The organism is Croceivirga sp. ABH4_376, from assembly GCF_056160685.1.
Genome location: NZ_JBSWXQ010000001.1, coordinates 18,883 through 41,130, shown reverse-complemented (window position 1 = coordinate 41,130; position 22,248 = coordinate 18,883). Strand labels below are relative to the sequence as shown.

The 22,248-nt window shown below is 36.9% G+C and carries 24 protein-coding genes and 1 tRNA gene; 13 read left to right on the top strand and 12 right to left on the bottom strand.

Annotated features, from left to right (window positions below):
• The first annotated feature begins 4 nt into the window (after positions 1-4).
• The 6 genes from ACXAGS_RS00205 to ACXAGS_RS00180 all read left to right on the top strand — a co-directional run bounded on the left by ACXAGS_RS00205 (position 5) and on the right by ACXAGS_RS00180 (position 5,251).
• A complete protein-coding gene (locus tag ACXAGS_RS00205; protein ID WP_474903541.1) occupies positions 5-3,208 on the top strand; it encodes an efflux RND transporter permease subunit in 3,204 nt (1,067 codons plus the stop codon).
• Position 3,209: 1 nt separating this feature from the next.
• The gene (locus ACXAGS_RS00200) at positions 3,210-3,515 is read left to right on the top strand and encodes a hypothetical protein (protein WP_474903539.1); all 306 of its coding nucleotides are present in this window, start codon (positions 3,210-3,212) and stop codon (positions 3,513-3,515) included.
• A 9-nt stretch (positions 3,516-3,524) separates the two neighbouring features.
• Positions 3,525-3,710, top strand: coding sequence for a YgaP family membrane protein (locus ACXAGS_RS00195; RefSeq protein ID WP_185782408.1), 186 nt, complete (start codon positions 3,525-3,527; stop codon positions 3,708-3,710).
• A 49-nt stretch (positions 3,711-3,759) separates the two neighbouring features.
• On the top strand, positions 3,760-4,317 hold the full coding sequence (locus tag ACXAGS_RS00190; protein ID WP_474903537.1) for a YeeE/YedE family protein: 558 nt from the start codon (positions 3,760-3,762) through the stop codon (positions 4,315-4,317).
• 3 nt (positions 4,318-4,320) lie between these two features.
• Positions 4,321-4,734: a DUF6691 family protein gene (locus ACXAGS_RS00185; RefSeq protein WP_474903536.1), complete on the top strand. Its 414-nt coding sequence runs from the start codon at positions 4,321-4,323 to the stop codon at positions 4,732-4,734.
• 124 nt (positions 4,735-4,858) lie between these two features.
• The gene (locus tag ACXAGS_RS00180) at positions 4,859-5,251 is read left to right on the top strand and encodes a response regulator (protein WP_474903535.1); all 393 of its coding nucleotides are present in this window, start codon (positions 4,859-4,861) and stop codon (positions 5,249-5,251) included.
• Between the two features lie 8 nt (positions 5,252-5,259).
• On the opposite strand, the gene ACXAGS_RS00175 is transcribed toward ACXAGS_RS00180, so the two are convergent.
• A tRNA-Arg gene (locus ACXAGS_RS00175) sits at positions 5,260-5,331 on the bottom strand.
• A gap of 126 nt (positions 5,332-5,457) precedes the next feature.
• Here ACXAGS_RS00175 and ACXAGS_RS00170 point away from each other — a divergent pair.
• Genes ACXAGS_RS00170 through ACXAGS_RS00160 form a run of 3 tightly spaced genes read left to right on the top strand, consistent with a single transcriptional unit; the run spans position 5,458 to position 6,691 of the window.
• Entirely contained in the window at positions 5,458-5,898 is a 441-nt protein-coding gene (locus ACXAGS_RS00170; protein WP_474903534.1) for a molybdenum cofactor biosynthesis protein MoaE, read from the top strand.
• Positions 5,899-5,901: 3 nt separating this feature from the next.
• Positions 5,902-6,330, top strand: a complete 429-nt coding sequence (gene moaC / locus ACXAGS_RS00165; RefSeq protein WP_474903532.1) for a cyclic pyranopterin monophosphate synthase MoaC — start codon at positions 5,902-5,904, stop codon at positions 6,328-6,330.
• Positions 6,331-6,385: 55 nt separating this feature from the next.
• The gene (locus ACXAGS_RS00160; RefSeq protein ID WP_474903530.1) at positions 6,386-6,691 is read left to right on the top strand and encodes a hypothetical protein; all 306 of its coding nucleotides are present in this window, start codon (positions 6,386-6,388) and stop codon (positions 6,689-6,691) included.
• Position 6,692: 1 nt separating this feature from the next.
• Here the strand turns inward: ACXAGS_RS00160 and ACXAGS_RS00155 are convergent, their stop codons facing one another.
• Positions 6,693-7,631 carry an NAD-dependent epimerase/dehydratase family protein gene (locus tag ACXAGS_RS00155; RefSeq protein WP_474903528.1) on the bottom strand — a complete coding sequence of 313 codons (939 nt, stop codon included), beginning with the start codon at positions 7,629-7,631 and terminating at the stop codon, positions 6,693-6,695.
• A 64-nt stretch (positions 7,632-7,695) separates the two neighbouring features.
• Between ACXAGS_RS00155 and ACXAGS_RS00150 the strand changes: the two genes are divergently transcribed.
• On the top strand, positions 7,696-8,196 hold the full coding sequence (locus ACXAGS_RS00150) for a hypothetical protein (protein WP_474903527.1): 501 nt from the start codon (positions 7,696-7,698) through the stop codon (positions 8,194-8,196).
• Positions 8,186-8,686, top strand: coding sequence for a nuclear transport factor 2 family protein (locus ACXAGS_RS00145; RefSeq protein WP_474903526.1), 501 nt, complete (start codon positions 8,186-8,188; stop codon positions 8,684-8,686). The genes ACXAGS_RS00150 and ACXAGS_RS00145 overlap by 11 nt, the downstream gene beginning before the upstream one ends.
• Here ACXAGS_RS00145 and ACXAGS_RS00140 read toward each other — a convergent pair whose 3' ends face one another.
• The 4 genes from ACXAGS_RS00140 to ACXAGS_RS00125 all read right to left on the bottom strand — a co-directional run bounded on the left by ACXAGS_RS00140 (position 8,687) and on the right by ACXAGS_RS00125 (position 13,095).
• Complete coding sequence (locus ACXAGS_RS00140; RefSeq protein ID WP_474903525.1) at positions 8,687-9,388, bottom strand: tetratricopeptide repeat protein; 702 nt, start codon at positions 9,386-9,388, stop codon at positions 8,687-8,689. It lies immediately after the preceding gene.
• A gap of 121 nt (positions 9,389-9,509) precedes the next feature.
• On the bottom strand, positions 9,510-9,884 hold the full coding sequence (locus ACXAGS_RS00135) for a hypothetical protein (RefSeq protein WP_474903524.1): 375 nt from the start codon (positions 9,882-9,884) through the stop codon (positions 9,510-9,512).
• Positions 9,885-10,013: 129 nt separating this feature from the next.
• A complete protein-coding gene (locus tag ACXAGS_RS00130) occupies positions 10,014-10,817 on the bottom strand; it encodes an NAD-dependent epimerase/dehydratase family protein (RefSeq protein WP_474903523.1) in 804 nt (267 codons plus the stop codon).
• A complete protein-coding gene (locus tag ACXAGS_RS00125; RefSeq protein ID WP_474903521.1) occupies positions 10,810-13,095 on the bottom strand; it encodes a M28 family peptidase in 2,286 nt (761 codons plus the stop codon). The genes ACXAGS_RS00130 and ACXAGS_RS00125 overlap by 8 nt, the downstream gene beginning before the upstream one ends.
• A 121-nt stretch (positions 13,096-13,216) precedes the next feature.
• On the opposite strand from ACXAGS_RS00125, the gene ACXAGS_RS00120 reads away from it, so the two are divergent.
• Positions 13,217-13,699: a CBS domain-containing protein gene (locus ACXAGS_RS00120; protein WP_474903519.1), complete on the top strand. Its 483-nt coding sequence runs from the start codon at positions 13,217-13,219 to the stop codon at positions 13,697-13,699.
• 46 nt (positions 13,700-13,745) lie between these two features.
• Here the strand turns inward: ACXAGS_RS00120 and ACXAGS_RS00115 are convergent, their stop codons facing one another.
• From ACXAGS_RS00115 to ACXAGS_RS00100, 4 genes are read right to left on the bottom strand one after another with little or no spacing between them, the layout of a single operon-like run.
• Entirely contained in the window at positions 13,746-14,099 is a 354-nt protein-coding gene (locus ACXAGS_RS00115) for a hypothetical protein (RefSeq protein ID WP_010519001.1), read from the bottom strand.
• Between the two features lie 2 nt (positions 14,100-14,101).
• The gene (locus tag ACXAGS_RS00110; protein ID WP_474903517.1) at positions 14,102-14,674 is read right to left on the bottom strand and encodes a pentapeptide repeat-containing protein; all 573 of its coding nucleotides are present in this window, start codon (positions 14,672-14,674) and stop codon (positions 14,102-14,104) included.
• A 2-nt stretch (positions 14,675-14,676) separates the two neighbouring features.
• On the bottom strand, positions 14,677-15,183 hold the full coding sequence (locus ACXAGS_RS00105; protein WP_474903515.1) for a DUF6265 family protein: 507 nt from the start codon (positions 15,181-15,183) through the stop codon (positions 14,677-14,679).
• Between the two features lie 8 nt (positions 15,184-15,191).
• Positions 15,192-15,881 carry an SIMPL domain-containing protein gene (locus tag ACXAGS_RS00100; protein WP_474903514.1) on the bottom strand — a complete coding sequence of 230 codons (690 nt, stop codon included), beginning with the start codon at positions 15,879-15,881 and terminating at the stop codon, positions 15,192-15,194.
• A 212-nt stretch (positions 15,882-16,093) separates the two neighbouring features.
• Between ACXAGS_RS00100 and ACXAGS_RS00095 the strand changes: the two genes are divergently transcribed.
• Positions 16,094-16,714, top strand: a complete 621-nt coding sequence (locus ACXAGS_RS00095) for a MarC family protein (RefSeq protein ID WP_474903512.1) — start codon at positions 16,094-16,096, stop codon at positions 16,712-16,714.
• 24 nt (positions 16,715-16,738) lie between these two features.
• On the opposite strand, the gene ACXAGS_RS00090 is transcribed toward ACXAGS_RS00095, so the two are convergent.
• Positions 16,739-18,982 (bottom strand): alpha-L-fucosidase, encoded by a 2,244-nt coding sequence (locus ACXAGS_RS00090; protein ID WP_474903510.1) that lies wholly within the window; start codon positions 18,980-18,982, stop codon positions 16,739-16,741.
• Positions 18,983-19,008: 26 nt separating this feature from the next.
• Complete coding sequence (locus tag ACXAGS_RS00085) at positions 19,009-22,218, bottom strand: glycoside hydrolase family 2 TIM barrel-domain containing protein (protein WP_474903508.1); 3,210 nt, start codon at positions 22,216-22,218, stop codon at positions 19,009-19,011.
• Between the last annotated feature and the right edge of the window lie 30 nt (positions 22,219-22,248).

Here is a 22,248-nt window from a genome sequence, read left to right as displayed (position 1 = left end):
CATCATGAAAGAAGGTTTAGCAGGTAAAATAGCAAAGGGGTTTTTAACCTCTAAATTAACGGTACTTCTAATGATTGTTTTTATGGTCATTGGCGTATACAGTTCGTTTTTAATTCCTAGGGAAGAAGAACCACAGATAGACGTGCCCATGGCCGATATCTTTGTGGGTTATCCTGGAGCAAATCCTACGGAGGTAGAATCTAGAATCACCAAGCCATTAGAAAAAATAATCTCCAACATTAAGGGTGTAGAATATGTGTATTCCACCTCTATGAACCAAGCAGGTATGGTGATTGTACAGTTTTACGTAGGTGAAGATATTGAGCGTTCTTTGGTTCGGCTGTATGATGAGATTAATAAGCATATGGACCAAATGCCAGAAGGTGTAACCATGCCTTTGGTGAAAACGCGTGCTATTGACGATGTGCCTATGTTAGGCTTAACGTTGTGGAGCAAAACGTATGACGACTATCAATTAAGTCAGATTTCAGATGAGCTTATCAATGAAATTGAAAAGGTGAACGATGTTTCCATCACCAAAAAAATAGGAGGTAGGGAACGGCAGTTTCGTGTGGTTTTGGATAAAGAAAAATTATCTGGACTAGGTTTGGATTTTTTAATGGTGGCCCAAATGATAAAGGCCAATCACAGCCAAATGGATGCCGGTAATTTGGTTAGTAATGACAATGAGTTGCATGTAACCACGGGTAATTTTTTAAAAACCCAACAAGATTTAGAGCAGTTGGTTGTAGGCACTAAAAGCAACCAACCCATTTATTTAAAACAGGTAGCTCAGATAGTAGATGGTCCAGAATTACCTAAAAACTATGTTGCTTTTGGTTATGGGGCTGCCAATGCAGAGGCACGGTCGGCATATCCTTCAGAATATCCGGCGGTAACCATTTCCATTGCCAAACGTAAAGGGGCAGATGCCATGAAGATTGCCGATGTAGTCCTAGCGAAAGTAGAGCATTTAAAAAAGACTTTACTAACAGAAGATGTACAGGTTGCGGTTACCCGTAATTATGGGGAAACGGCCTCTCAAAAGGTATCAGAATTATTGTTACACTTAATAGGAGCTATAGTAGCGGTAACTTTTGTAGTAATGTTGGCCATGGGCTGGCGCGGTGGTTTGGTGGTATTTCTATCCGTACCTATCACATTTGCTCTAACCTTATTGAGTTACTATTTATTGGATTATACCTTAAACCGAATCACTTTATTCGCTTTGGTATTCGTAACCGGTATTGTGGTAGATGATTCCATTATCATAGCAGAGAATATGCACCGGCATTTTAAGATGAAACGTCTGCCGTTTAAAGATGCGGCGTTGTACGCCATTAATGAGGTTGGTAACCCCACAATTTTAGCCACGTTTACCGTAATTGCTTCGGTATTGCCTATGGCATTTGTTTCTGGTCTAATGGGGCCTTACATGTCTCCAATGCCAATTGGAGCTTCTATTGCCATGCTGTTGTCCTTATTTGTAGCATTGACCATTACGCCTTACTTAGGGTATTTATTCCTTCGTGAAAAAGAGAAAAAAGGAGCACAAAAAGAAGAGTCTAAAACGGTACAAGACACCTTTATCTATAAATTGTATGAGCGTTTTGAGCGTCCGTTAATCGAGAATAAGACAAAGCGTTGGGCCTTTCTAGGAATTACGGTTGTTTTATTGTTGGGTTCTATGGTATTGTTCTTTACCAAATCCGTTGCCGTAAAAATGTTGCCTTTTGATAATAAGAATGAATTTCAGGTAGTCATAGACATGCCAGAAGGTACCACGTTAGAACGTACTGCGGTAGTTTCTAAAGAAATTGCCACTTATTTGGCGCAACAGACCGAGGTTGTAAATTACCAAGCTTATATAGGTACTTCTGCCCCCATTACCTTTAATGGTTTGGTTCGCCATTATGATTTAAGAAAGGGTAGCAACGTGGCAGATATTCAAGTAAATCTAGTAGATAAACACGACCGTAGTACTCAGAGTCATGATATCGCTAAAAAGTTCCGTAAACCGGTTCAAGAAATCGCTAGACGTTACAATGCCAATGTTAAGATTGTTGAGGTGCCACCAGGCCCTCCTGTGTTATCTACAATTGTAGCGGAAATTTATGGGCCTGACTATGAGAAACAGATTGAAATTGCGGATAAGGTACAGCAAATCTTGAATAACACCACCGATGTGGTAGATGTAGATTGGATGGTAGAAAGTGACCAGGAACAGTACAATTTTACGGTAGACAAAGAAAAAGCCATGTTGTACGGGGTAAATACTACCCAAATAGTGCATACCATGAATATGGTGCTTTCAGAAAATCCTGTTACACATATGTATCAAACCGATGCTTACAATCAAGTTGGCGTTATATTAACTACAGCAGAAAAAGACCGTTCTAGTTTACAAGATTTACTACAGGTTAAAGTGGCCTCTAAGAATGGAGAATTGTATCCTATTGGCGATTTGGTAACGGTAGAAAAGGGAATTAAGCCAAAGAGCATTTACCGTAAAAATCAAAAACGGGTAGTTTATGTAATGTCAGATATGGCAGGTGAACTGGAGAGTCCTGTTTACGCTATTTTGGGTATGACGGATAAATTAAATCAGATTGAATTACCAGAGGGGTATACTATGAACGAACTGTATATGGAACAGCCCCAATACCAGGATAACTTTACCGTGAAGTGGGATGGTGAATGGCAAATTACCTTGGAGGTATTTCGTGATTTAGGTATTGCTTTCTTAGGGGTAATCATCATTATCTATATGTTAATTGTAGGATGGTTCCAAAACTTTAAAGCTCCTTTAGTTATGATGGTGGCCATACCCTTATCCTTGGTTGGTATTGTATTGGGCCATTGGATAATGGGTGCATTTTTTACGGCAACCTCATTTATTGGAATGATTGCCCTTGCGGGAATAATGGTGCGTAATTCAGTATTGCTTATCGACTTTGTTAATCTAAGGCTAGAAGATGGTGTTGGGTTAAAACAAGCAGTGATAGAAGCAGGTGCGGTACGTACTACACCAATATTACTAACTGCAGGTACGGTGGTAATAGGTGCCTTTGTAATTCTTTTTGACCCCATTTTTCAAGGTTTGGCTATTAGTTTAATGGGTGGCACCATAGCTTCAACAGTATTGACCTTATTGGTGGTGCCGCTTGTGTATTATATGATAGAACGTAAAAACTTTAAACAAGACTAAAATGAAACTCATAATAATAACTGCGGTAAAAGAATATGAGAACAGTGTTTTTAAACTACTTAAAACCGCTGGGATAGAACATTTTAGCGGTTCGCCTATTGATGGTTATAAGACCGTACCCACCGTTTTAATGGAAAGCAGTTGGTTTCCTAGTGATAAAGCTGGGGCTGCTTCTAGTTTGTTCTTTTCATTTACAGAAGAAGAAAAAGTAAATACACTTTTTAACGCTATAGAAAAGTTCAATTCAGAATTACAATCTACAAATCCGGTTAGGGCTGTAGAATTACCCATATCTAGATATATCTAATTAAAAAACATGAAAAATAGAATTGTAAGAGCCGTAGCTGGCAGTTTTGTATTAATAAGTTTATTGCTGGCCGTATATGTGAATCAAAATTGGCTTTGGTTCACTGCTTTTGTAGGGGCTAATTTATTGCAATCATCATTTACCAAATGGTGTTTATTAGAAGATATTCTTAAAAAGTTCGGGGTTAACGACTAAAAGCCTATTTGCCCAATTCTACGTATTTTTGCCGTCTCAAAATTCGGGTATGACAAAAATATTAGAACCATGGCCATGGTATGTTTCTGGGCCGTTAATTGCCTTAACCATGGCAATACTCATTTTAATGGGGAAACGCTTTGGGATGTCATCAAATCTTAGAACCCTATGTTCTATTGGTGGGGCAGGTAAACTAGCAGATTTTTTTAGATTTGATTGGAAAGCCCAACGTTGGAATTTGTTAGTTGCGGTAGGTGTGTTATTAGGAGGTTTTATCGCACAAAACTTTTTATCGCCTAATGATGCCGTGGCTATTTCTGAAAGTACAATTGCTAAACTAAATACTTTAGGTTTTGAAGATGGAGGACAAGCGTATATGCCCCAAGCCTTATTTGAAAATCAGGTTTTTTCTAACCCTAAAAATTTGGTGTTATTAATTCTAGGTGGATTCCTTGTAGGCTTCGGCGCGCGTTATGCCGGTGGTTGTACTTCTGGTCACGCTATTTCTGGTCTAAGTAATTTACAATTACCATCGCTTATTGCGGTAATTGGTTTTTTTGTAGGTGGCTTGTTAATGGTTCATGTAATCTTTCCAATTTTATTCTAAGCTATGAAAAGTGTTTTGTATTTATTGATAGGTACTTTCTTTGGTATTGTCTTATTTAAGTCAGAGGCAGCTAGTTGGTTTCGTATATATGAAATGTTTCAGTTTGATTCTTTTCACATGTATGGTATTATTGGTTCAGCATTAGCTTTAGGTATCTTATTCACCCAAATAACCAAAAGAAAAGGATTAAAATCTTTCTTTGGAGAGAAAATAGAGATAGCAGACAAGGATAAATCGTTTTACCGGTATGCCATAGGTGGTGTTTGCTTTGGATTGGGTTGGGCACTTGCGGGTGCATGCCCTGGACCCATGTACGTTTTGGTGGGTGCTGGTTATATACCAATTATCATCGTTTTAGCTTCCGCAACTTTAGGAACATTGTTCTATGGTTTAATAAAATCTAAGTTGCCTCACTAAAAAGTATGTATTTTAGGTGTTTTTTTTAACATAATGTCGAATAGGATTTTTACTACAAAAATTTCGTTTTACATTTGATAGGTCAAATGACCCAAATAACAGCCAAAAGAACCCTGAAGTAGCTATGAGTCAAGAAATTTTTATCATAGATGATGATTTAGTTTCGCAATTCGCAACTAGATATTGTATAGAGCAGACTGGTCTGTCTTTTGAAGTAACTACCTGCGGTAGTGCGGAGGAAGGCTTGGATAAATGTGCCACTTGGGTAGAAGAATACGGAAAATTGCCAGATATAATTTTTCTTGATTTAATTATGGGAGAAATGGATGGATGGGGATTTTTAGAACACTTAAAGAAGTATGAGGGCAAGTACACCATGCCAAAAGTATATGTACTATCTTCTTTTGTAAATAGTAAGGACAGGGAAAAAGCCAAAAACAATCCGGTAATTGCTGGGTATTTTGATAAACCCTTGGCCAAGACCAACCTTAATAAAGTTTTTAAAAAAGTATCTTAGAAAAGTTGTAGCCCCGGCAAGAATCGAACTTGCATCTAAAGTTTAGGAAACTTCTATTCTATCCATTGAACTACGGGGCCAAATAAAAGGAATATCAAAATTAAGAATATCTTTTTAGTAGTATCTAGCTAAAATCATCTTATTTCTATAAATTTTCTAGAAAACACCATACCCTCTTTTTCTTTAAACTTAGCTACCTTTAAAACATGGAAAAAAAGGTTAAGAATGTTTTTAAGGAAGGCGCTATTGCTCCAGACTTTATTGCTAGTTCAATTGCCAAACATCAAGTAAAAACCAACATTGGTGCCCATAATATTTTCTTAGGTCAGGTAAGGGCAGACAAAATAGATGGTAAAATGGTTTCTGCTATAGAATATTCTGCTTATGAGACTATGGCAAACCAAAAGTTTCATGAGATTAAGGAACAGACCTTTCTAAAGTATGATATAACTTGTATGCATATTTACCATAGTCTTGGTAAGGTTGCCGTGGGAGAGGTTTGTTTATTCGTGTTTGTTTCCGCACCACATAGAAAAGTGGTTTTTGAGGCTTTAGAGTATGTAGTGGAGGCTATTAAAAAAGATGTGCCCGTGTTTGGAAAAGAATTATTTGAGGACGACTCTTATCAATGGAAAGTTAATACCTAGAAGATGGTAGATATTACACAAAAGGAAAACACATACAGAACTGCAATTGCACAAGCTTTGGTAAAAGTGGGGAGCAAAGAAACAATTACGGCAATACAGAATGGTACCGTGCCTAAAGGAAATGTTTTTGAAATGAGCAGGGCAGCTGGTTTTCTAGGGGTTAAAAAAACGCCGGATTTGTTGCCAGATTGCCACCCCTTGCCCATAGAACACACTAAAATAGATTATAAAATAGATGGTTTAACCATAGAAATACAGGTTATGGTTAAGACCTATTATAAAACTGGCGTAGAAGTAGAAGCCATGCATGGTGCTAGTGTTGTGGCTTTAAACCTGTATGACATGCTTAAACCAATAGATAAAAATATAGAAATAAGCACCATAAGATTGTTGAAAAAAACTGGAGGAAAATCAGACATTAATAATTTGTAAGTTTTTCTTGTTTGCACGTTTATTTTTCTACTTTTAATTTATCAATTGATATGAAATGGACAATAGAAAACGTGTAATTGTAGACTTTAAAAAATTGACCCCAGAGGTGCTTCGCCTTTTGGTAGAAGAATATCCTGACGGATATGATGACAGGGACATCATTGGCTTTAAAAATGCTGCAGGTGAAAAAGTAGAGTGTGTAGAAGTTTTAACCGAAGACACAAAGTATCTAGTAAAGATTAGCTCTAAACTAGAGAAAACAATGGCCAACTATGATGAGGATGATTATGAGGATTTTGAGGACGATGATCCAACTGCCGTTGTAGATCCAGATGCCATGCCAGAAGAAGATGAAGACTAACCTAGTTTAAGTTAGTCAACATCTCTTTAGTTGTATTTTTTAAATCAAAGGAAGGTTCCCATCCCCAGTCTTTTCTGGCTTGGGAATCGTCTATGCTGCTAGGCCACGAATCTGCAATTTCTTGTCTAAAATCTGGCTCATAATCAATTATAAAATCGGGTATTTCAGCAGTAATACTTGAAGCAATTTCCTCAGGGGCAAAACTCATTGCCGCTAAATTATAGGAAGAGCGTATGTTTAAATGATCCGTAGGAGCTTCCATAATGGCCATAGTTGCCTTAATAGCATCTTCCATGAACATCATGGGTAGCTTAGTCCCTTTTTGTAAAAAACTCGTATAACGCCTATTTTTTATGGCCTCGTGGTAAATTTCTACAGCATAGTCCGTGGTGCCCCCGCCTGGAAGGGTTTTCCAGCTTATTAGCCCAGGATACCTTACGCTACGTACATCTACGCCATATTTTTTATAATAATACTCGCACCAACGCTCTCCAGATTGCTTACTTATACCGTATACGGTGCTTGGTTCCATAATAGTATTTTGGGGCGTATTTTCTTTTGGGGTGTTTAGTCCAAAAACGGCTATGCTAGAGGGCCAAAATACTTTGCTTATTTTGGCTTCTTTGGCCAGGTTAAGGACATTAAAAAGCGAATTCATATTTAAATTCCAAGCACGCATTGGAAATTTTTCGGCGGTGGCACTTAGCATGGCGGCCATTAAGTATACCTCCTCAATTTCGTAATGCATAACCACATCTTCTATTGCACTGTATTGGGTTGCATCCAACAGCTCAAAAGGTCCAGAAGCCATCAAAGATTCGCCTCCCTCTCTAATATCGCTTGCAATTACATGGTCATTTCCATATTTTTCGCGCAGTGCCAGGGTTAATTCGGTGCCAATTTGTCCACAGGCGCCAATAATGAGAATGTTTTTTGCCATTTAGGTAGTAGTTTATTCTAGTCGCGGCAAAGATAATCTTTCTTAAAGTTTGTATTTTCGTTTTATGCGAAAACTACTTGTACTCTGCAGTCTCTTAATCTTTGTGGTTTCTTGTAAGGACAAAGAAGAAACTGGAGCAAATGAAACAGATAAAACAGTTGCCGAATTTACGTTTAAAAATATGCCGGTAGATGTGGAATTGTCTGATGCCGCACAGGAAGGACTTGACAACTGGAAAACTTACGATGCTTTTGAAAACAGCTTTACTGTATTTAAAAAATCTAGAAATACTGAAGATTTAAAATTGGCTGTTGCGGACTTGTTGGAGAAAGAAGCCAAATGGGCCAAGGATACGTTTCCCGAGCCTTACGATAATAATCAGATAAAAAGTAGACAGACCATATTACGAAACTTTTTGTTGAAAACACAGGGCTATTTAGAAATGCAAGAAGATGTAAAAGAGCCAATTAAAGAAGTGTTGGTGGCTAGGAACGCGCTTAGAAATCATTTTAATAGAATAGCAAAGGATACCATAGACATTAAACTATTATTAAATGGGGAATAAAATAATATTTCTAGCGCTTTTTGGGTTGTTATTTGGAACCATAAGTGCACAAGAACAAAAAGATAAAATAAACACGGTGCTAGATTCTTGGCACAAGGCAGCAGCTAATGCCGATTTTGATGCCTATTTTGGTTTAATGACCCCGGATGGTGTTTTTTTAGGTACTGACGCTACCGAAAATTGGCAAAATGAAGCATTCAAGGCGTTTTCTAAACCTTATTTTGATAAGGGTAAAGCATGGAGTTTTACCGCTGTAGATAGAAATATTTATGTAGATGGAAACGTAGCTTGGTTTGATGAGGTATTGGATACGCAGATGGAACTTTGCAGAGGCTCTGGTGTTCTTAAATTAGTTGATGGCAATTGGAAAATAGCACATTATGTTTTGTCTATTCTAGTGCCTAATGAAAATGTTGATACGTTGGTAAAAATAAAAAAGCAGAAGGATAGCCTTCTGCTTGTAGCTTTTAAAAATAAAATGAAATACTAACTATTCCTGTGTTTCTGTACCCTCGTTTTTACGTGTTTCTAAAGCCTGTTTGCTTAAGCTAGCTAAATTAAAGGTAGGGGCAATTTCCAAAGCTTTGTCCATTTGTGCTATAGCTTCGTCTATTTTGGTTTTATCTTGATTAAAAATCAAAAGGCCCTGTAAATGGTAAAAAGCTGCTTTTAAAGAAACCTCATAGGGTTGTTGTCTTTCAAAAAAAGCATGTTTCATATCATCCGTAGCATTTGCAATACCATAAGTTATATAAGAAGCAGCTTGATCCGTATCTCCAGTTTGGATTTGTAGATCGGCAATTTCATAGGCCAAATAAGGATTCTTATTACGTTGGTATAGGGCTATAAACTGTTCTAAAGCACGTTTGGGTTGGTTTAGTGATTTTAAAGAAACCGCTTTTACCTGAATTGCTAAATCAGAATCAGTACTTTTCTTTTCAATTCCAATGGTATTAAGTGCCTGCATGTACTGATTGTTGTTCATGTAGATGTATGCAAGGGTATCCATTCTTTGCTCAGATGGCTGTAACACGTTTAAATGGGTTAAAGCGTTTATAATCCCATCTACGTCTCCTTGCAAACGCATTTGCTTATAAAATGCGTTATAATGTTTAATTAAATTTTCATTGGTCTGTGCCGTAGTTAAATTGCATAGTGCCAATAAAACAAATGTGGTAACTAATTTTTTCATTCTCTTTTGGTTAAGATGGCAAAGCTAAAAAAAATGGTTATAAGGTCTTGTTAAACTATTGCACATAAAAAAGCCCCATAATTAGATGGGGCTTTTTTATTTTTGGTTAGGAAAAGTACCGTTAAGCAGACATTTCTTTACTGCTTATTAATTTGTGTTCTTTGATCAAGCGTGCATAAAAAGCTAAGCTCTTATCGTCCTCTTCTACGCAAGAGCGTAAAAAGCTGGTTAAATCCAAATAGTAAAGATTCATAGGCATTACGGGAATGTCTATGTTTACTTCTTCTGGATTGTACGCTTGGTCGTCTACAACCAAATTCATCTTTACCCTTCTCCTATGGTAATCTATAATAACATCAGAAGCATTAAAATACTTCTTAATTAAACTTTTATGGAACTCCATACATCTTTCAGATGTTTTTCTACTAGTACTGGTCTGTACAATCAATCGCTCTATTTCCATCAATATTCTAAACTTTAATCTTGACTTTTCCATGTGCTGATTTTAAGTATTTATGATGGTACAAAGTTAATGACAAGGGAGTTAAAAGCTTGAAAATCATCAGCTTTATTAACTTAATAAAGTCTTAATTGTTGTGAAAACCACTTTAAGTGTGGTTAAGAATTATTGAAGAGTTGTGTAGAAACCTTCATTATGATAAGGAAAATTCCTACTTTTTATGAATTTTTGATAAATATTAGAAGAATTTTTCGAATAGACAGGTATTTGTAGTCCTCTTTTTAGCGCTTCTTGCGTATAATATTCCTTTTTTGTAGGGTGATACGGACATACACCATTTATGGTAATATTCCACCAATTATTCTCCAAAATCAACGTAATCAGCCGGATGCAATCTTTAATATGTATAAGATTTATGATTTCATCGCCGTTGGTTAAATTTTTTTTACCACTTAGATGGTTAATTGGGTGTCTATCTGGGCCAATCAATCCGCCAAATCGAAGTACCGTGGTTTCTAAATTTGGCGCACTTCTAAATAGATTTTCTACTTCTAATAACTGCTTGCCAGATTGGGTAACCGGGTTGGGTGGGGTATCTTCTGTTATCACTCCATCTACATTACCATATACAGATGTACTACTAACAAAAATGACTTTTAGTTTTAATGAACCTATGGCATTGAGTAGTAGTTGCATTTTTGCCGTAAAATTTTGAGGATTTGGTCCTCTTAGTTTAGGTGGTATGTTTATGATTAAAACAGTAAGATTGGCTAAAAATAAATCTATATCGCCAGTAATTCTATCTTCAGTTAAACACAGCTCAAAAGCTTTGATCCCTTTTGAGGTCAAAAGTGGTATTTTTTTAGATTGGGTTGTTGTGCCAAGTACTTGAAACTCTCTTTCTAATAAATTCTCTGCAAGTGGGGTGCCTAACCATCCACAGCCTAATATTCCTATAGCTTTACTCAATTGTAATCGATTTAATTAATAAAATAGCATCGTTTAGTACAAAGGGCATAGGTATATTTTCCGTTGGTCTTTTGGGTACTGTAAATAGCGGGTTGCTCAATAAATCATTTGAAGCCTCATAAAAAGTTAATTCTAATGGCGAATTATTTTCTATGGTTAGCTCTATCTCTGTAAAATCGTTGCTGCTAATGTAATGTGTAAACAATCTACCCGAAGTTCTTTTCTCTAAAAATTCTTTGGTCAGCGATTGACCATTGATAACGGCGTTTTTAATGGACGTTTTATTGGTATAAACCTCTAAGCGGTTTACCTCTCTTTGATGTGTTACGCAAATATTTAATTTTCTATGGGAACCGACTATGGTGTCTTGCACAACCATTATTTCTGGCGATTTTAATGATTTAAGAGGTGCTTCTGCGGTATGGGTAAATTTAGTATTGTATTTACTACTAATAACGTTGAGGGCAGAAGTAGATTCATTTACGTTCTCTGGTTTTAAAAATTGTTGGTTCCAAGTGCTTAAAACCTTATCATAGGTGGCCCAATTTGCTTTTTGAGTGTCTGCATTATAAACATAAAGTAAACTATTGGGTTTAGGCCGTTCAGAATTAGATGCTGATTGTAAATGGGCCACGATTCCAAAGACAAAGAATAACAAAAGACCCAATACCGCGTATCTTTTTTTGTGTTGTAATAGTCCAAAGAAAGGCAGCAATAAAAAATAAAGTAAAGTTGTAAATAGTGTTGATGCCACAAGTAGTTTAAGGCCTAGGCCTACCGGAAACATTTGAATAAATGGCACAAAAATAAAAACAGCAGGTAAAGCCAAGAATACCAATAAAAAGGGAGATGGCTCTTTCTGATTGGTAACGACATACCATGCAGCTAGCGTACCAAAAACTGGAATAATAAAGAAACTTGCTCCTTCTAAATAGCTGGCTAAGGTAGCACACAAAGCTAGCCAAACAAACATAGGGGCAACCAACAAGCTGGCGGTGCCTACTTTTCTAAACCTATTATACACTAGTATACATACGCTTAAGGAAAAGATGGCCATTATAAAGATATAAAGGTGCCCATTATAGGTAAAACCGTGTAACATGTCTTGATACCACGGATACCACCATTTTAAAGCCGGCCAACTAAAGTATCCAGCCAAACCATTTATTAGCAATACCACTATAAGCGGTATAAAGCCAATAAATATGCCTTTTAGCTCAATGCTTTTATTCTTTAAACCATGAATTAGAATCCCTATAAAAATAATACAGGCCAAAATAAACATGGGCCAAATCCAATCGAACGGATAAGATACCAGCCCGAAAATTGGAAAATTAAAATAGATATAATCCGTTAGGCTTTTTACGTCCGTTAGGTCTGCTTGGCTAAAATGGTCAAGGAGAGGTGTTAAATAACTTCCTTGATGTGCAAGGGTATTTCGGTCTAAACGCTCATAGGTGTCTAGTGCGGTATGGTAATCAAAATGGTCATCAATAAAAGCAAAATTAAAACCGTCTATATCCGCTTTTTCTCTAAAAACCGTTAGGTCCGTATCGTTAGGTAGCATTTTATAGATACTATAAAGTAATGAGTTGGCTACGGGATATTTAGGGTGCGCTCTGGTGAACTCTCGTATTAATTTAGCGTTCTTACGATTGGTTTCTATTAACATATAAGAAGGGCCACCGCTTCCCCGGGCTTCAAAATTTAGGACCAAGCCAATATCTTTAGCCCATGGGTGTTGTGTCACAAATAGATTAGCGCCATTTAAACCTAATTCTTCTGCGTCTGTGAATACGATGATAATATCATTTTTAGGCTTTCTTTTCTTTTCTAAAAAGCTCCTTACCCCCTCAAGAATGGTTGCCACGCCACTGCCGGCATCACTGGCACCATAAGAAGAGTGCGGGTTACTATCGTAGTGCGATAAAAGCAGTAATGACTTACCGTTAGGGTTAGTTCCCGGAATTTTGGAAATAACATTTACGGCATTGCTCAAATTACCCCAATCGCCAATTGTTTTTCCTTCTTGGATGGTAACTTCCAAGCCCATTTCTTTTAAAGCTTTGGTTAAATAGGCCCTAACCGTTGTGTGGGCTTTAAAACCAACGGCATGAGGCGCAACAGAAATTTCCTCTACGTGCCTTAAAGCACGGTCTACAGAAAATTTGTCTGGAGTTACTTGTTCATTTTCTTGGTATGAAGGCATCAAGGACCTAATACTCCAATAAGCAGCCGCTACCAGTAACAATAAGCAGAATATTTTGGTTAATTTCATATTTGGTGTAGTTCGTAATTAAATTTAATAAAATGTACGGTATTGCTAATTAATTATGTTAAAAATTATGTAAACCCCTAAAAATCATTATATTTAGTAGATAACCAATAAATTAACTAATATGGCAATCAAGAGTTTTCAAGGCGCTAGGGCAAAGGTAGTAGATAATGGTAAGGCAGAGCATCCTATTTTGGTTTCGGATTATATGACCAGAAAATTAGTCACGTTTAGACCGGACCAATCCATTTTGGAAGTTATGGAAGCTTTTGCGAAATACAATATTTCTGGTGGTCCGGTATTGGATGATAATGGTTTTTTGGTAGGAATAATTTCTGAAGCGGATTGTATGAAGCAGATTTCTGAAAGTAGGTATTTTAACCAACCTATTTTAGATAAAAGTGTAGAGCGGTTTATGACCAAGGCGGTAGAAACCATACCGCATGACATGACTATTTTTGATGCGGCAGGTATATTTGTTAGGCACAATAGAAGACGTTTGCCCGTAATGGATAACGGTTTGTTAGTTGGTCAAATAAGTAGAAAAGATATTGTAATAGCGGCATTGAAGTTAACCGGAGTTAACTGGAAAATGAGTAAAGTATAACTAGTTTGTGGTTATTTTATTTAATTAAGCCCCTACTGGGGCTTTTTTATTGGCGCTTTACCACCATATAATAGTCGTTTTCTAAAGGTAAATACCCCAAATCATACAAGAAAAAGTAAGTTGTTCCTTTTTTTGTAGTATACAAATGGGTAAAATAATCAAAGCTAAAACCTTTATCTATTAACTGATTTTTTGTTGTCTTGGTTTTGCCATCTTGTAAGGTAAAACTATCTAGTATCCTGTAGTTTTTTCTAAGGCGATTATTAATGTTTCTAATTAGATTTTTACTATCCTTATTGAGCTTGTTATTGTGTGCATTGCGGCAATAATCTGAGCAGAATTTCTTATCTGCCCTTCCCTTTACGGGAACTCCACATTCCAAACAAACTTTAGATTCCATAATTAATACGCCACAACAATATCGTGTTTTTTTAATAATCCAGGTAATTGACCAATATCGAACTTAGTTTTTTTAACTGAATTTTGGTCAGGGTCTATACCTAGATAATTACTGCCACTAAAATTACAACTGTCTAGATTAGTGTTGTAAAAAACCGTGTTTTTTAGTTCGCAATTTTCTATGCTACTGCCTTTTAATTGCGTTTCGGTAAATTCTACCTGGTCTAGCGTACAGCCTTCAAAATTGGTTTTTGGTAATTCTAAAGCATAAAAATTGGCCAATGTTAAATTGCACTTGGTAAACCCAAGGTTTAAAAACATGGGGTTGCAAATAGAAAAATCCATGCCTATCATTTTACAAGCTATAAACGTTGCCTGATTAAAAATGGTAGCGGTACAGTTTACATTAGTAAGGTCACAATCTTGGAAGGTACACTCTATAAAGTTTATATTGTCTATAAAGCCATCTTTGAAATTGCAATTTGTAAATGTACAGTTCTCATAATCGCCCTTAGGCAATTTATGCGTTTTAAAGTCTTCACCATTATAGGTTATATCACAGAAAAAATTATTCATACCTAACGCTTATACCGTTCGTACGCAAAAAGAACTTCTTTAGCCTTTTCTTTTTCGTTGCCCACTATAACATATACATTTATATGGTTCTCGTCTATTTTTTCCATGGTTAGACCATCAAAGTAAACTACTCTTGGTTCTAGCTTTACCAACTTAATATCGATAGTTTCCTCTTTTGTCTCCCATCCTTTTAAAGCTGTGTCAAAATGCTTTAACTGCATTAGAATAGTATTGTCTTTTTCTATGATATGTCCTAGTTCGTAAAACGAGATGCCATTTTCGTCTACCAATTTAAACGAAAACATCATGGAACCCCCTAATGGTGGGCTCCATATTTCTTCTGCAATACCTCCAAAGGCTTCGCCACGCCAGTGGCCTTCTATCCAATCTACTTGTTTTAAAAATGCATTTGGAGAAGCTTCACCTTCTTTTAGTTGCAGTACCTTTTGTGCATTCAATGAAATACTAAACAACAAAAGTAGAAGTAGTGGCCCAGTTAGTGTTTTCATGTTATGAATTATAAAAGTTTAAAGGTAACCTGTACAGAACTTTCTACCCTAATTTTTTCAAAACCAACATCTAATGGTTCTGCAACGGCATCTACTGCCATAGCCCTCATTTCTAGTTTGGGTCTGGCAACGCTGCGGTAATACGGTTGGGAGTTGTCTTGTATGTGAATGGCGGCACCTACCTTTTGATCTAATGCTGCGGTTAAGGCCACCGCTTTTTCTTTTGCTTTTTTTACAGCTTTGGTTTTTAATTCTAACTCTAATTGGTCCATTTTAGAGTATTCTGTTTTCTCTAAATAGGTGTTTGCAATACCTATATCTTCTAATGCGGCCATAATCTTACCTGCGGTTAGACCATCATATACCAAAAGGGAAAATTGTTTACTCTTAAGTACGGTTTTAGAGCGCAAAAAGTAATTTTTAAAATTACTGCTTAGGTCCTTTATTTTTAGTTGCTTTTCAATATCAATACCCAAAGCTTTCAATTCTTTAGCCATTTCATTTTCTTGCTTTTCTACGGAAGTTCTTCCTTTAGAGTCTTGTTCGTTAATGGTAATGCTTAAATAGATTTTATCTGGTGCAACTAACGTATCTACCTTGGCCGAAGTTTCAAGGTATGGGACATCTAAAAAGTTTTTGGTCTGTGCCATAGTTACTAATGGTATTAAAAAAATAAATAATAAGAGCTGTTTTTTCATGTTTAAGATTTTAGTTAAAGGTAGCAATTCTTAAACCATAACAAGTACGTACTACGGGAATTGGACGTTGGTGTTAGGGAACGGTTACTTTGGGTTAGGGAAAAGCATTTTAGTATTACGAGAAAAGTTGGTGCCAAGCTGTTATAACGTTTAAGCAGTTAAGTATTTTTGAACTAATAATTAAAAGAAACAGAAAATATAATCAATAGTATATGACAGATTTACTTACTTATGCCATAACCGTTTTTACTGGTTTTTTTGCTATAATGAATCCAATTTCAAATATGCCTATTTTTCTTTCTTTAGTTGAAGGAGCTGACGAGACCACAAAAAGAAAGATTGGTAAAAAGGCTGTCTTGATTGCCTTTATAATAGTAACAGCCTTTGTGGTATTGGGTAAATTTATTTTTGAATTGTTTGGCATAACCATCCCGGCTTTTAAAATAACAGGTGGCCTATTAATATTTTATGTGGGTTTCGAAATGTTGCAATCCAAAAAATCCAATGTGCATAATTTAAAGGAAACCAATGTGGATGAGAACTTAGCCGTATCTCCATTGGCCATACCAATTTTGGCGGGACCGGGCACGATAGTCACGGCCATGAATTTTGTTTCTAAAGCTACGTATACCCATATGGCAGTGGTAGTAGTGGTTTTTGCATTGATGTGCTTATTAACCTATATTACCTTTAGGACCAGTGATTTTATTGCTAAAAAAATAGGGCAAAATGTAATTTCCGTAGTGGGTAAAATTATGGGGCTAATTATTGCGATTATTGGTACTAGTATGGTTATAGAAGGTCTAAAGTTATCTTTTGGATTAACAACATAAAAAAAGGGGCTTAGCCCCTATAGATTATTTTATAAGTACTTCGTCTAAGAAGAGCCAAGCTTCCTTACCTGCGTTTTTATGCCATTCTGGGCAAACGCTTCTATTTTTGGCTACAACTCTAATATACCTAGCATTGGTGTTTACCTTTTCAATGGCAAACGTTTTAATGGATTTTTTACCATGATAGGTAGGTATCTCATTTTTATCTACTTCATCGCCATCCGTATTTTTTATAACAATGGGTTCAGAAAAATGAATGCCATCTTCAGAGAACGAATAGCTCACAAATTCTGGTGCAAATATGCTAGCTTGTATGGTTTTGAGATAACGAGTACTTAGTGAATGTATGGTTTTGTTACTACCTAAATCTACAACTACATCAACATTATTGGTTCTAAAACCTTGCCAATTACCTTGGTTGTAAGCTAAAAGTCCCATTTGGCCATCTACTAAGCTTAATTCTTTTTCTCCGGGAAACTTTTTACTATAAGGCTCGTTGTACTTTACCTTGTAGTTGGCTTTGTGGTAAGTGGCCGTATGTACCAGTCCTGTTTTATGGTCTTTGGCCATTGCAATGGCTTTTATGGTGCTATTTTCAGTAATAGTAATAGGTTTTTGATAAACAGTACTTTCTGCGGTTGGTTCGCTGCCATCTAAAGTGTAGAAGATGGTGGCGGTATTACTAGTGCTTTTGAGGTTTACGGTCAGTTCATTGGCAAAAGACTGCGATTTTTGCTCAAAAACAACTTCTGGCGGTGCATTGTATATGCCTATTTCAGATAGTTCGGGTTTTCCTCTGCTACCGGTAATGGTTAATCTTATTTGTTCTGTAAACACTTCGTCAAAACGAAATAACCTTTTAAACCCAACGGTAGTGCCGGTAGTTAAGGTGTCCCATTTTGAACCGTTTTTAATTTCAACCACAAAGTTTTCAATTCGTTGGCCATTTAGAATGTTCTCTTGTAATAATAAGGTGTTAAAGCGTTGCTTGTTCTTGGTTGATAGAACTACTGTTGCCGGAAGCTCTTTTTTGGGCGTCCAAAAAGATTCATTATCTCCATCTAGTAACGTATTTACCTTATGTCTTTTATGTTGGTTTTTTGAAGTGATACTAGCTTCAGAAAATAAATTGGTCTCAAAGGTTTTGTCCAATAGATAGCGCATTCCCTGTAAACTTTTAACGTCCTGTTCGGGTACCAATCCTCTTTCGTCTGGTGCTATGTTTAAAAGTAAAACACCGTTTAAGCCCACGGAATTGTAATAGATGTCTACCAATTTCTGAGGACTTTTAACCAAATGGTCGTCTTCTTGGGCATAAAACCATCCTGGTCTTATAGAAACGTCTATTTCTGCAGGATACCAAACCAAACTAGTTGCTTTTTCCAATACTTCCCTACTACCCAAATCTTCTTTCATTAGATTTCTAGGTACAAAAGCTCCTTCTACGTTACTTTGTTGGGAATTGGCCGCAATATCATCTTGGTTTACTGCATTTCCCGGTAAAACACTCCATTCTGTATGTCTGCCATAGCCAGATTCTGTACCAACCCATCTAACATCTGGTCCCATAACGGCAATAACCGCCTCTGGTTGTAATTTTCTGATTAGGGAGTAATAACCTTCCCAGTCATATGGTACTTTAGTGCCGTCTCCGTGACCATCAAACCAAACTTCGTGTATGGGTCCATAATTAATTAACAATTCAGTTAAATGATTTTTAAAAAGCGTATTGTAGGCTTCAGTACCAAAAGAAGGTTCGTGCATATCATAAGGCGATATGTAAACGCCAAATTTTAAACCGGCCGCTTCGCAAGCCTCTGCCATATCTTTGACCAAATTACCCTTGCCATTTTTGTACGGCGTTTTGGTAATATTGTAATCTGTGTACTTACTTGGCCAAAGGCATAGTCCATCTGAATGTTTGGCCGTAAAAACCACCAATTTCATTCCGGCGTCTTTCAATACCCTAACCCATTGTTTCACATCAATCTCCTTGGGGTTAAATAGCGATATATCCGTATCTCTTTTGTAAAATCCGTTATCGTCATAGGTTTTGACCCCAAAATGAATAAATGCGGTCATCTCTTGCTTTTGCCAATTATACTGTCTTTGGCTGGGTGCAACTTTAGCCGCTTTTTCAATAATTTCCGCTTTGGTATCCGTGGGGGAAATACTAATGTAGTTTCGCCCAACATCATAAATGGGTTGTTGGCCTATACCGTTGTTGTATAGAAAAAGTACACTTAGTACTACTAGAATTTTATTCATTTTTACAGGTTTGTCTTGCATTGGTTTTAATCTATTTGTAATAACAATTCGGCAGCAGTAGCAGGTAATTCGTTGTTGGATTTTATAGTAAGCTGAAGTTTCCCATCATTACTGTCTTCTCGCATCACATGAAATTTTATCCATTGTTCATCACCTTCATTTTTTAGATTGATGGTTTTATGTCTGCCTTCAAATGTGATGGTAATAGTATCCGTGGTGCCTTTTGGCCTTTTGGCCAATACATATATGCTGCCTAAAAAGCCATCTGGGCAGGTTAAATCTACCGTAACATTGTTGCCTTTCCAGTAAGTGGTGCCATTCTGGTTCGCCTGAAATGCATTTGATATGGTATAAGCAACATTCTTTTGCTGGTTTAAAACCGCATCTCCATCAGCAGACCAAGACTGTGTTTTATCTTTGCCTAACTTTCCAGAAGCTTTTACTTCTAACAAAATGGCGTCGTTTGTTTTCGTATTAGGTTGTTCAGAAAAATTATTTAATAAAAACGCGTCGCTTACGGTCGTGGTGGGTACAAAAGCATTAGAATTCATGTATTGTAAAATGCTTTTTTTAAGTTGCTTGGCGGTTAAGGAAGTGGTGTCCTCAATATCAAAACCACTTACCAAAAGTTTTCCTTTTCCTACTTTGAACTCGAATAACAAACCTTCCTTGTTGTTTCGGTGAAAATCGTCTACCAACTGTATAATCGGTTTATAATTCTTTGGCGTTTCATTCAATATAAATGCCTTTGCTTTTTTGTCAAACGTTTCCCATTGCCAGTCTGAATGATAATCAGTTGGAAAGCCTTCCAAAGCCTTGTGCTTATCTTGTATAAGCATACCCAAACTTGTTTTTCCCTGACCGGGGAAATAGGTGTAAGACCAATATAGTGGATAAAAATTATAATCTACCGAGTTCTTCTTGGTGCCTAAATTGGTTGCGTTTAATAACACCTTTTTACCAGTATGCAGTTGTGCCAAAACAGCTTCATTAATTTCTTTGGCAAGGACAACATTTCCTAAGCTATTCTTTGTTTCTTTTGGAAAGACCCAAAAGTTCCATTGGTTTTTAAATTCGGTGCCCCCAATAACTACGGTAACAGTATATTTACCTGCCTTGGTTACCATGTTCAAGGGTAATTCTATTAAACCTAGGGTGGTAAGCTTAGCCCTGGGTAAGTTGTTGCCTTGCCACACATCTGAATAAACGGTGTTGTTCTCTTCATCCGCTATGGTAATAATGGCCTTAACATCTTCTAGATTTTCTTTGCCAAAGTTGGATACTTGTACGGTGCCAGTAAAGCGCTCCGTATTATCGTAAACAAATTTGGGTGTTCTTAAAAGGGGGACCACCGTATTGTGATGTTGTTTAAATTGTTGTGGTGTGGTTATATTCTTACTATCATAAAAAACATCTAGCCATCCTACCAAGGCTTCACCTTGCCCTTGGTAATCTTGCATGCTCAATAGCTGAATACCTGCACAGCTCTCGGTTCTTAAAAACGATTCAATTTCGTATTTGTACATCAGCTGATTTAGCGCCCCGGTAGCCTGTTTAAATGCATCGGCTTGATCTGCAATTCCATTTTCTTGGGCAACCTTTTTAAACGCTTCTAAGTTTCTAGCTTTAAGAATACCGGTGTATTTATCTATTTCTGACCAACTAGGGTAAACTGGCCATTGGCCAATTTCATGCGCAAGTATCGGAATGTTCATTTGGCTATACGCTTTTTCAAAATCCCAATCGGTGTGGGCGCCGTTAAGCCCTCTGGTCCAGCCTACATTATCTATTAAGTGGGTAACCGTATAATCGTCGTTTTCGGTTATTTTTCTTGCCGTAGAACCAGCATACAATCTACGGTTATCATACTTTTTTAATTTGGCAATCCATTCTTTGGTCTGTTCAAAGTCTGAGCTTCCTAATTCATTTCCAATACAAAACATGATAAATGAGGGGTGGTTGCCGTAGTGGTCCACTACACGTTTCATTTCATCTTGTACCCATAAGTCTCTGCGGTTGTTAAAGCCTAAACCTTTTGGGTGGCCTTTGGTTTCCATTTCTGGTCGTCCTTTGGCGATCATATCCTCGTTCATCCAAGAGTCTATCCAAACCGATGCTTCCGCTTGAATATAAATACCCAATCTGTTGGCAGCCTTAAAGGCGGCTTGTGGTGGGCACCAAGAATGGAATCTTACATGATTAAGTCCATAATCTTTATAGGTTTTAAAAATGGCCAACCAATCTTCTATTTTGGTAGATGGGTAACCCGTTAGGGGAAAATGTACATTGTCTAAATTACCTCTTAGAAAAACCGGTTCGCCATTAATTGTTACCTGTGTGCCGTTATGGCCAACTTCTAGAAAGCCAAATTCGGAATCAATAGAATCTTGGTTTGTGCCGGCTTTAAGGCTTAGGGTAATTTCATAAACCTCTGGGTCAAACTCGCTCCATGGTTTAAGCCTGTCCATTAAATCAATATGGAAGTTTATATCCTGTACGCCTTTTTCTATACGAAGGTTATACTTATCTGAAAGTAAAATGACATCTTCATTTATATTTTTAATGCTGGCGGAAATAGTGATTTTGCTAGATTTTGATGCGTTTATTTTTGTCCAAATCTCTAGTTTATCCTCGTTGAGGTTAGAAATGGTTTTTAAGTCTACAAAATGAGTTGGGTCTTTGGCAATAAGTTTTAACTCACCCACCAAGCCGTTCCAAATGGTTTGTGTAGATTCACTATACGCATGGCCTTTATCTCCAATATTGTAGATCATATTGTTATCTACCTTAACCGTAAGGGTGTGTTTGCCGGGTTTTAGATTGCCCAGCTCATGTATATGCGGTATGCCTAAAGCATCCTTTTTGCCGTAAGGTTTGCCATCTATTAAAACTTCAGATTGCCATAAAACACGTTCTAAGAATAAGGTAATCTTTTTGTTCTTCCAGGATTTAGGTATTTCAAATTCCCTTGAATAGCTGGCTATGCCAATGTATTTGTAGGTTGGTGTAAGTATACCTATATCTGCTCCTTCAGTTTTTAAACCATAACCATTTTGGGCCAATGAACCAGGTAGGTTAATAGGGCCTTTAGATTTTTCTAATTTAGGATATACTGTAGACGGAGCTAGTTGTACTTGCCATGTGCCTGAAAGGTTTAATTCTGACTTATTTTGGGCATGTATCGCCAATCCTACAATGAATAGGAAAAGTGTAAGGGGGAATTTGGTAAATTTCAAGCTAGAAAAAATTAATTGTTTATGTATGCT

Coding starts and splice junctions, on each gene's coding strand:
- ACXAGS_RS00205 (WP_474903541.1), top strand. CDS start 5: ATGAAAGAAGGTTTAGCAGGTAAAATAGCAAAGGGGTTTTTAACCTCT.
- ACXAGS_RS00200 (WP_474903539.1), top strand. CDS start 3,210: ATGAAACTCATAATAATAACTGCGGTAAAAGAATATGAGAACAGTGTT.
- ACXAGS_RS00195 (WP_185782408.1), top strand. CDS start 3,525: ATGAAAAATAGAATTGTAAGAGCCGTAGCTGGCAGTTTTGTATTAATA.
- ACXAGS_RS00190 (WP_474903537.1), top strand. CDS start 3,760: ATGACAAAAATATTAGAACCATGGCCATGGTATGTTTCTGGGCCGTTA.
- ACXAGS_RS00185 (WP_474903536.1), top strand. CDS start 4,321: ATGAAAAGTGTTTTGTATTTATTGATAGGTACTTTCTTTGGTATTGTC.
- ACXAGS_RS00180 (WP_474903535.1), top strand. CDS start 4,859: ATGAGTCAAGAAATTTTTATCATAGATGATGATTTAGTTTCGCAATTC.
- ACXAGS_RS00170 (WP_474903534.1), top strand. CDS start 5,458: ATGGAAAAAAAGGTTAAGAATGTTTTTAAGGAAGGCGCTATTGCTCCA.
- moaC (WP_474903532.1), top strand. CDS start 5,902: ATGGTAGATATTACACAAAAGGAAAACACATACAGAACTGCAATTGCA.
- ACXAGS_RS00160 (WP_474903530.1), top strand. CDS start 6,386: ATGGACAATAGAAAACGTGTAATTGTAGACTTTAAAAAATTGACCCCA.
- ACXAGS_RS00155 (WP_474903528.1), bottom strand. CDS start 7,631: ATGGCAAAAAACATTCTCATTATTGGCGCCTGTGGACAAATTGGCACC.
- ACXAGS_RS00150 (WP_474903527.1), top strand. CDS start 7,696: ATGCGAAAACTACTTGTACTCTGCAGTCTCTTAATCTTTGTGGTTTCT.
- ACXAGS_RS00145 (WP_474903526.1), top strand. CDS start 8,186: ATGGGGAATAAAATAATATTTCTAGCGCTTTTTGGGTTGTTATTTGGA.
- ACXAGS_RS00140 (WP_474903525.1), bottom strand. CDS start 9,388: ATGAAAAAATTAGTTACCACATTTGTTTTATTGGCACTATGCAATTTA.
- ACXAGS_RS00135 (WP_474903524.1), bottom strand. CDS start 9,884: ATGGAAAAGTCAAGATTAAAGTTTAGAATATTGATGGAAATAGAGCGA.
- ACXAGS_RS00125 (WP_474903521.1), bottom strand. CDS start 13,095: ATGAAATTAACCAAAATATTCTGCTTATTGTTACTGGTAGCGGCTGCT.
- ACXAGS_RS00120 (WP_474903519.1), top strand. CDS start 13,217: ATGGCAATCAAGAGTTTTCAAGGCGCTAGGGCAAAGGTAGTAGATAAT.
- ACXAGS_RS00115 (WP_010519001.1), bottom strand. CDS start 14,099: ATGGAATCTAAAGTTTGTTTGGAATGTGGAGTTCCCGTAAAGGGAAGG.
- ACXAGS_RS00110 (WP_474903517.1), bottom strand. CDS start 14,674: ATGAATAATTTTTTCTGTGATATAACCTATAATGGTGAAGACTTTAAA.
- ACXAGS_RS00105 (WP_474903515.1), bottom strand. CDS start 15,183: ATGAAAACACTAACTGGGCCACTACTTCTACTTTTGTTGTTTAGTATT.
- ACXAGS_RS00100 (WP_474903514.1), bottom strand. CDS start 15,881: ATGAAAAAACAGCTCTTATTATTTATTTTTTTAATACCATTAGTAACT.
- ACXAGS_RS00095 (WP_474903512.1), top strand. CDS start 16,094: ATGACAGATTTACTTACTTATGCCATAACCGTTTTTACTGGTTTTTTT.
- ACXAGS_RS00090 (WP_474903510.1), bottom strand. CDS start 18,982: ATGAATAAAATTCTAGTAGTACTAAGTGTACTTTTTCTATACAACAAC.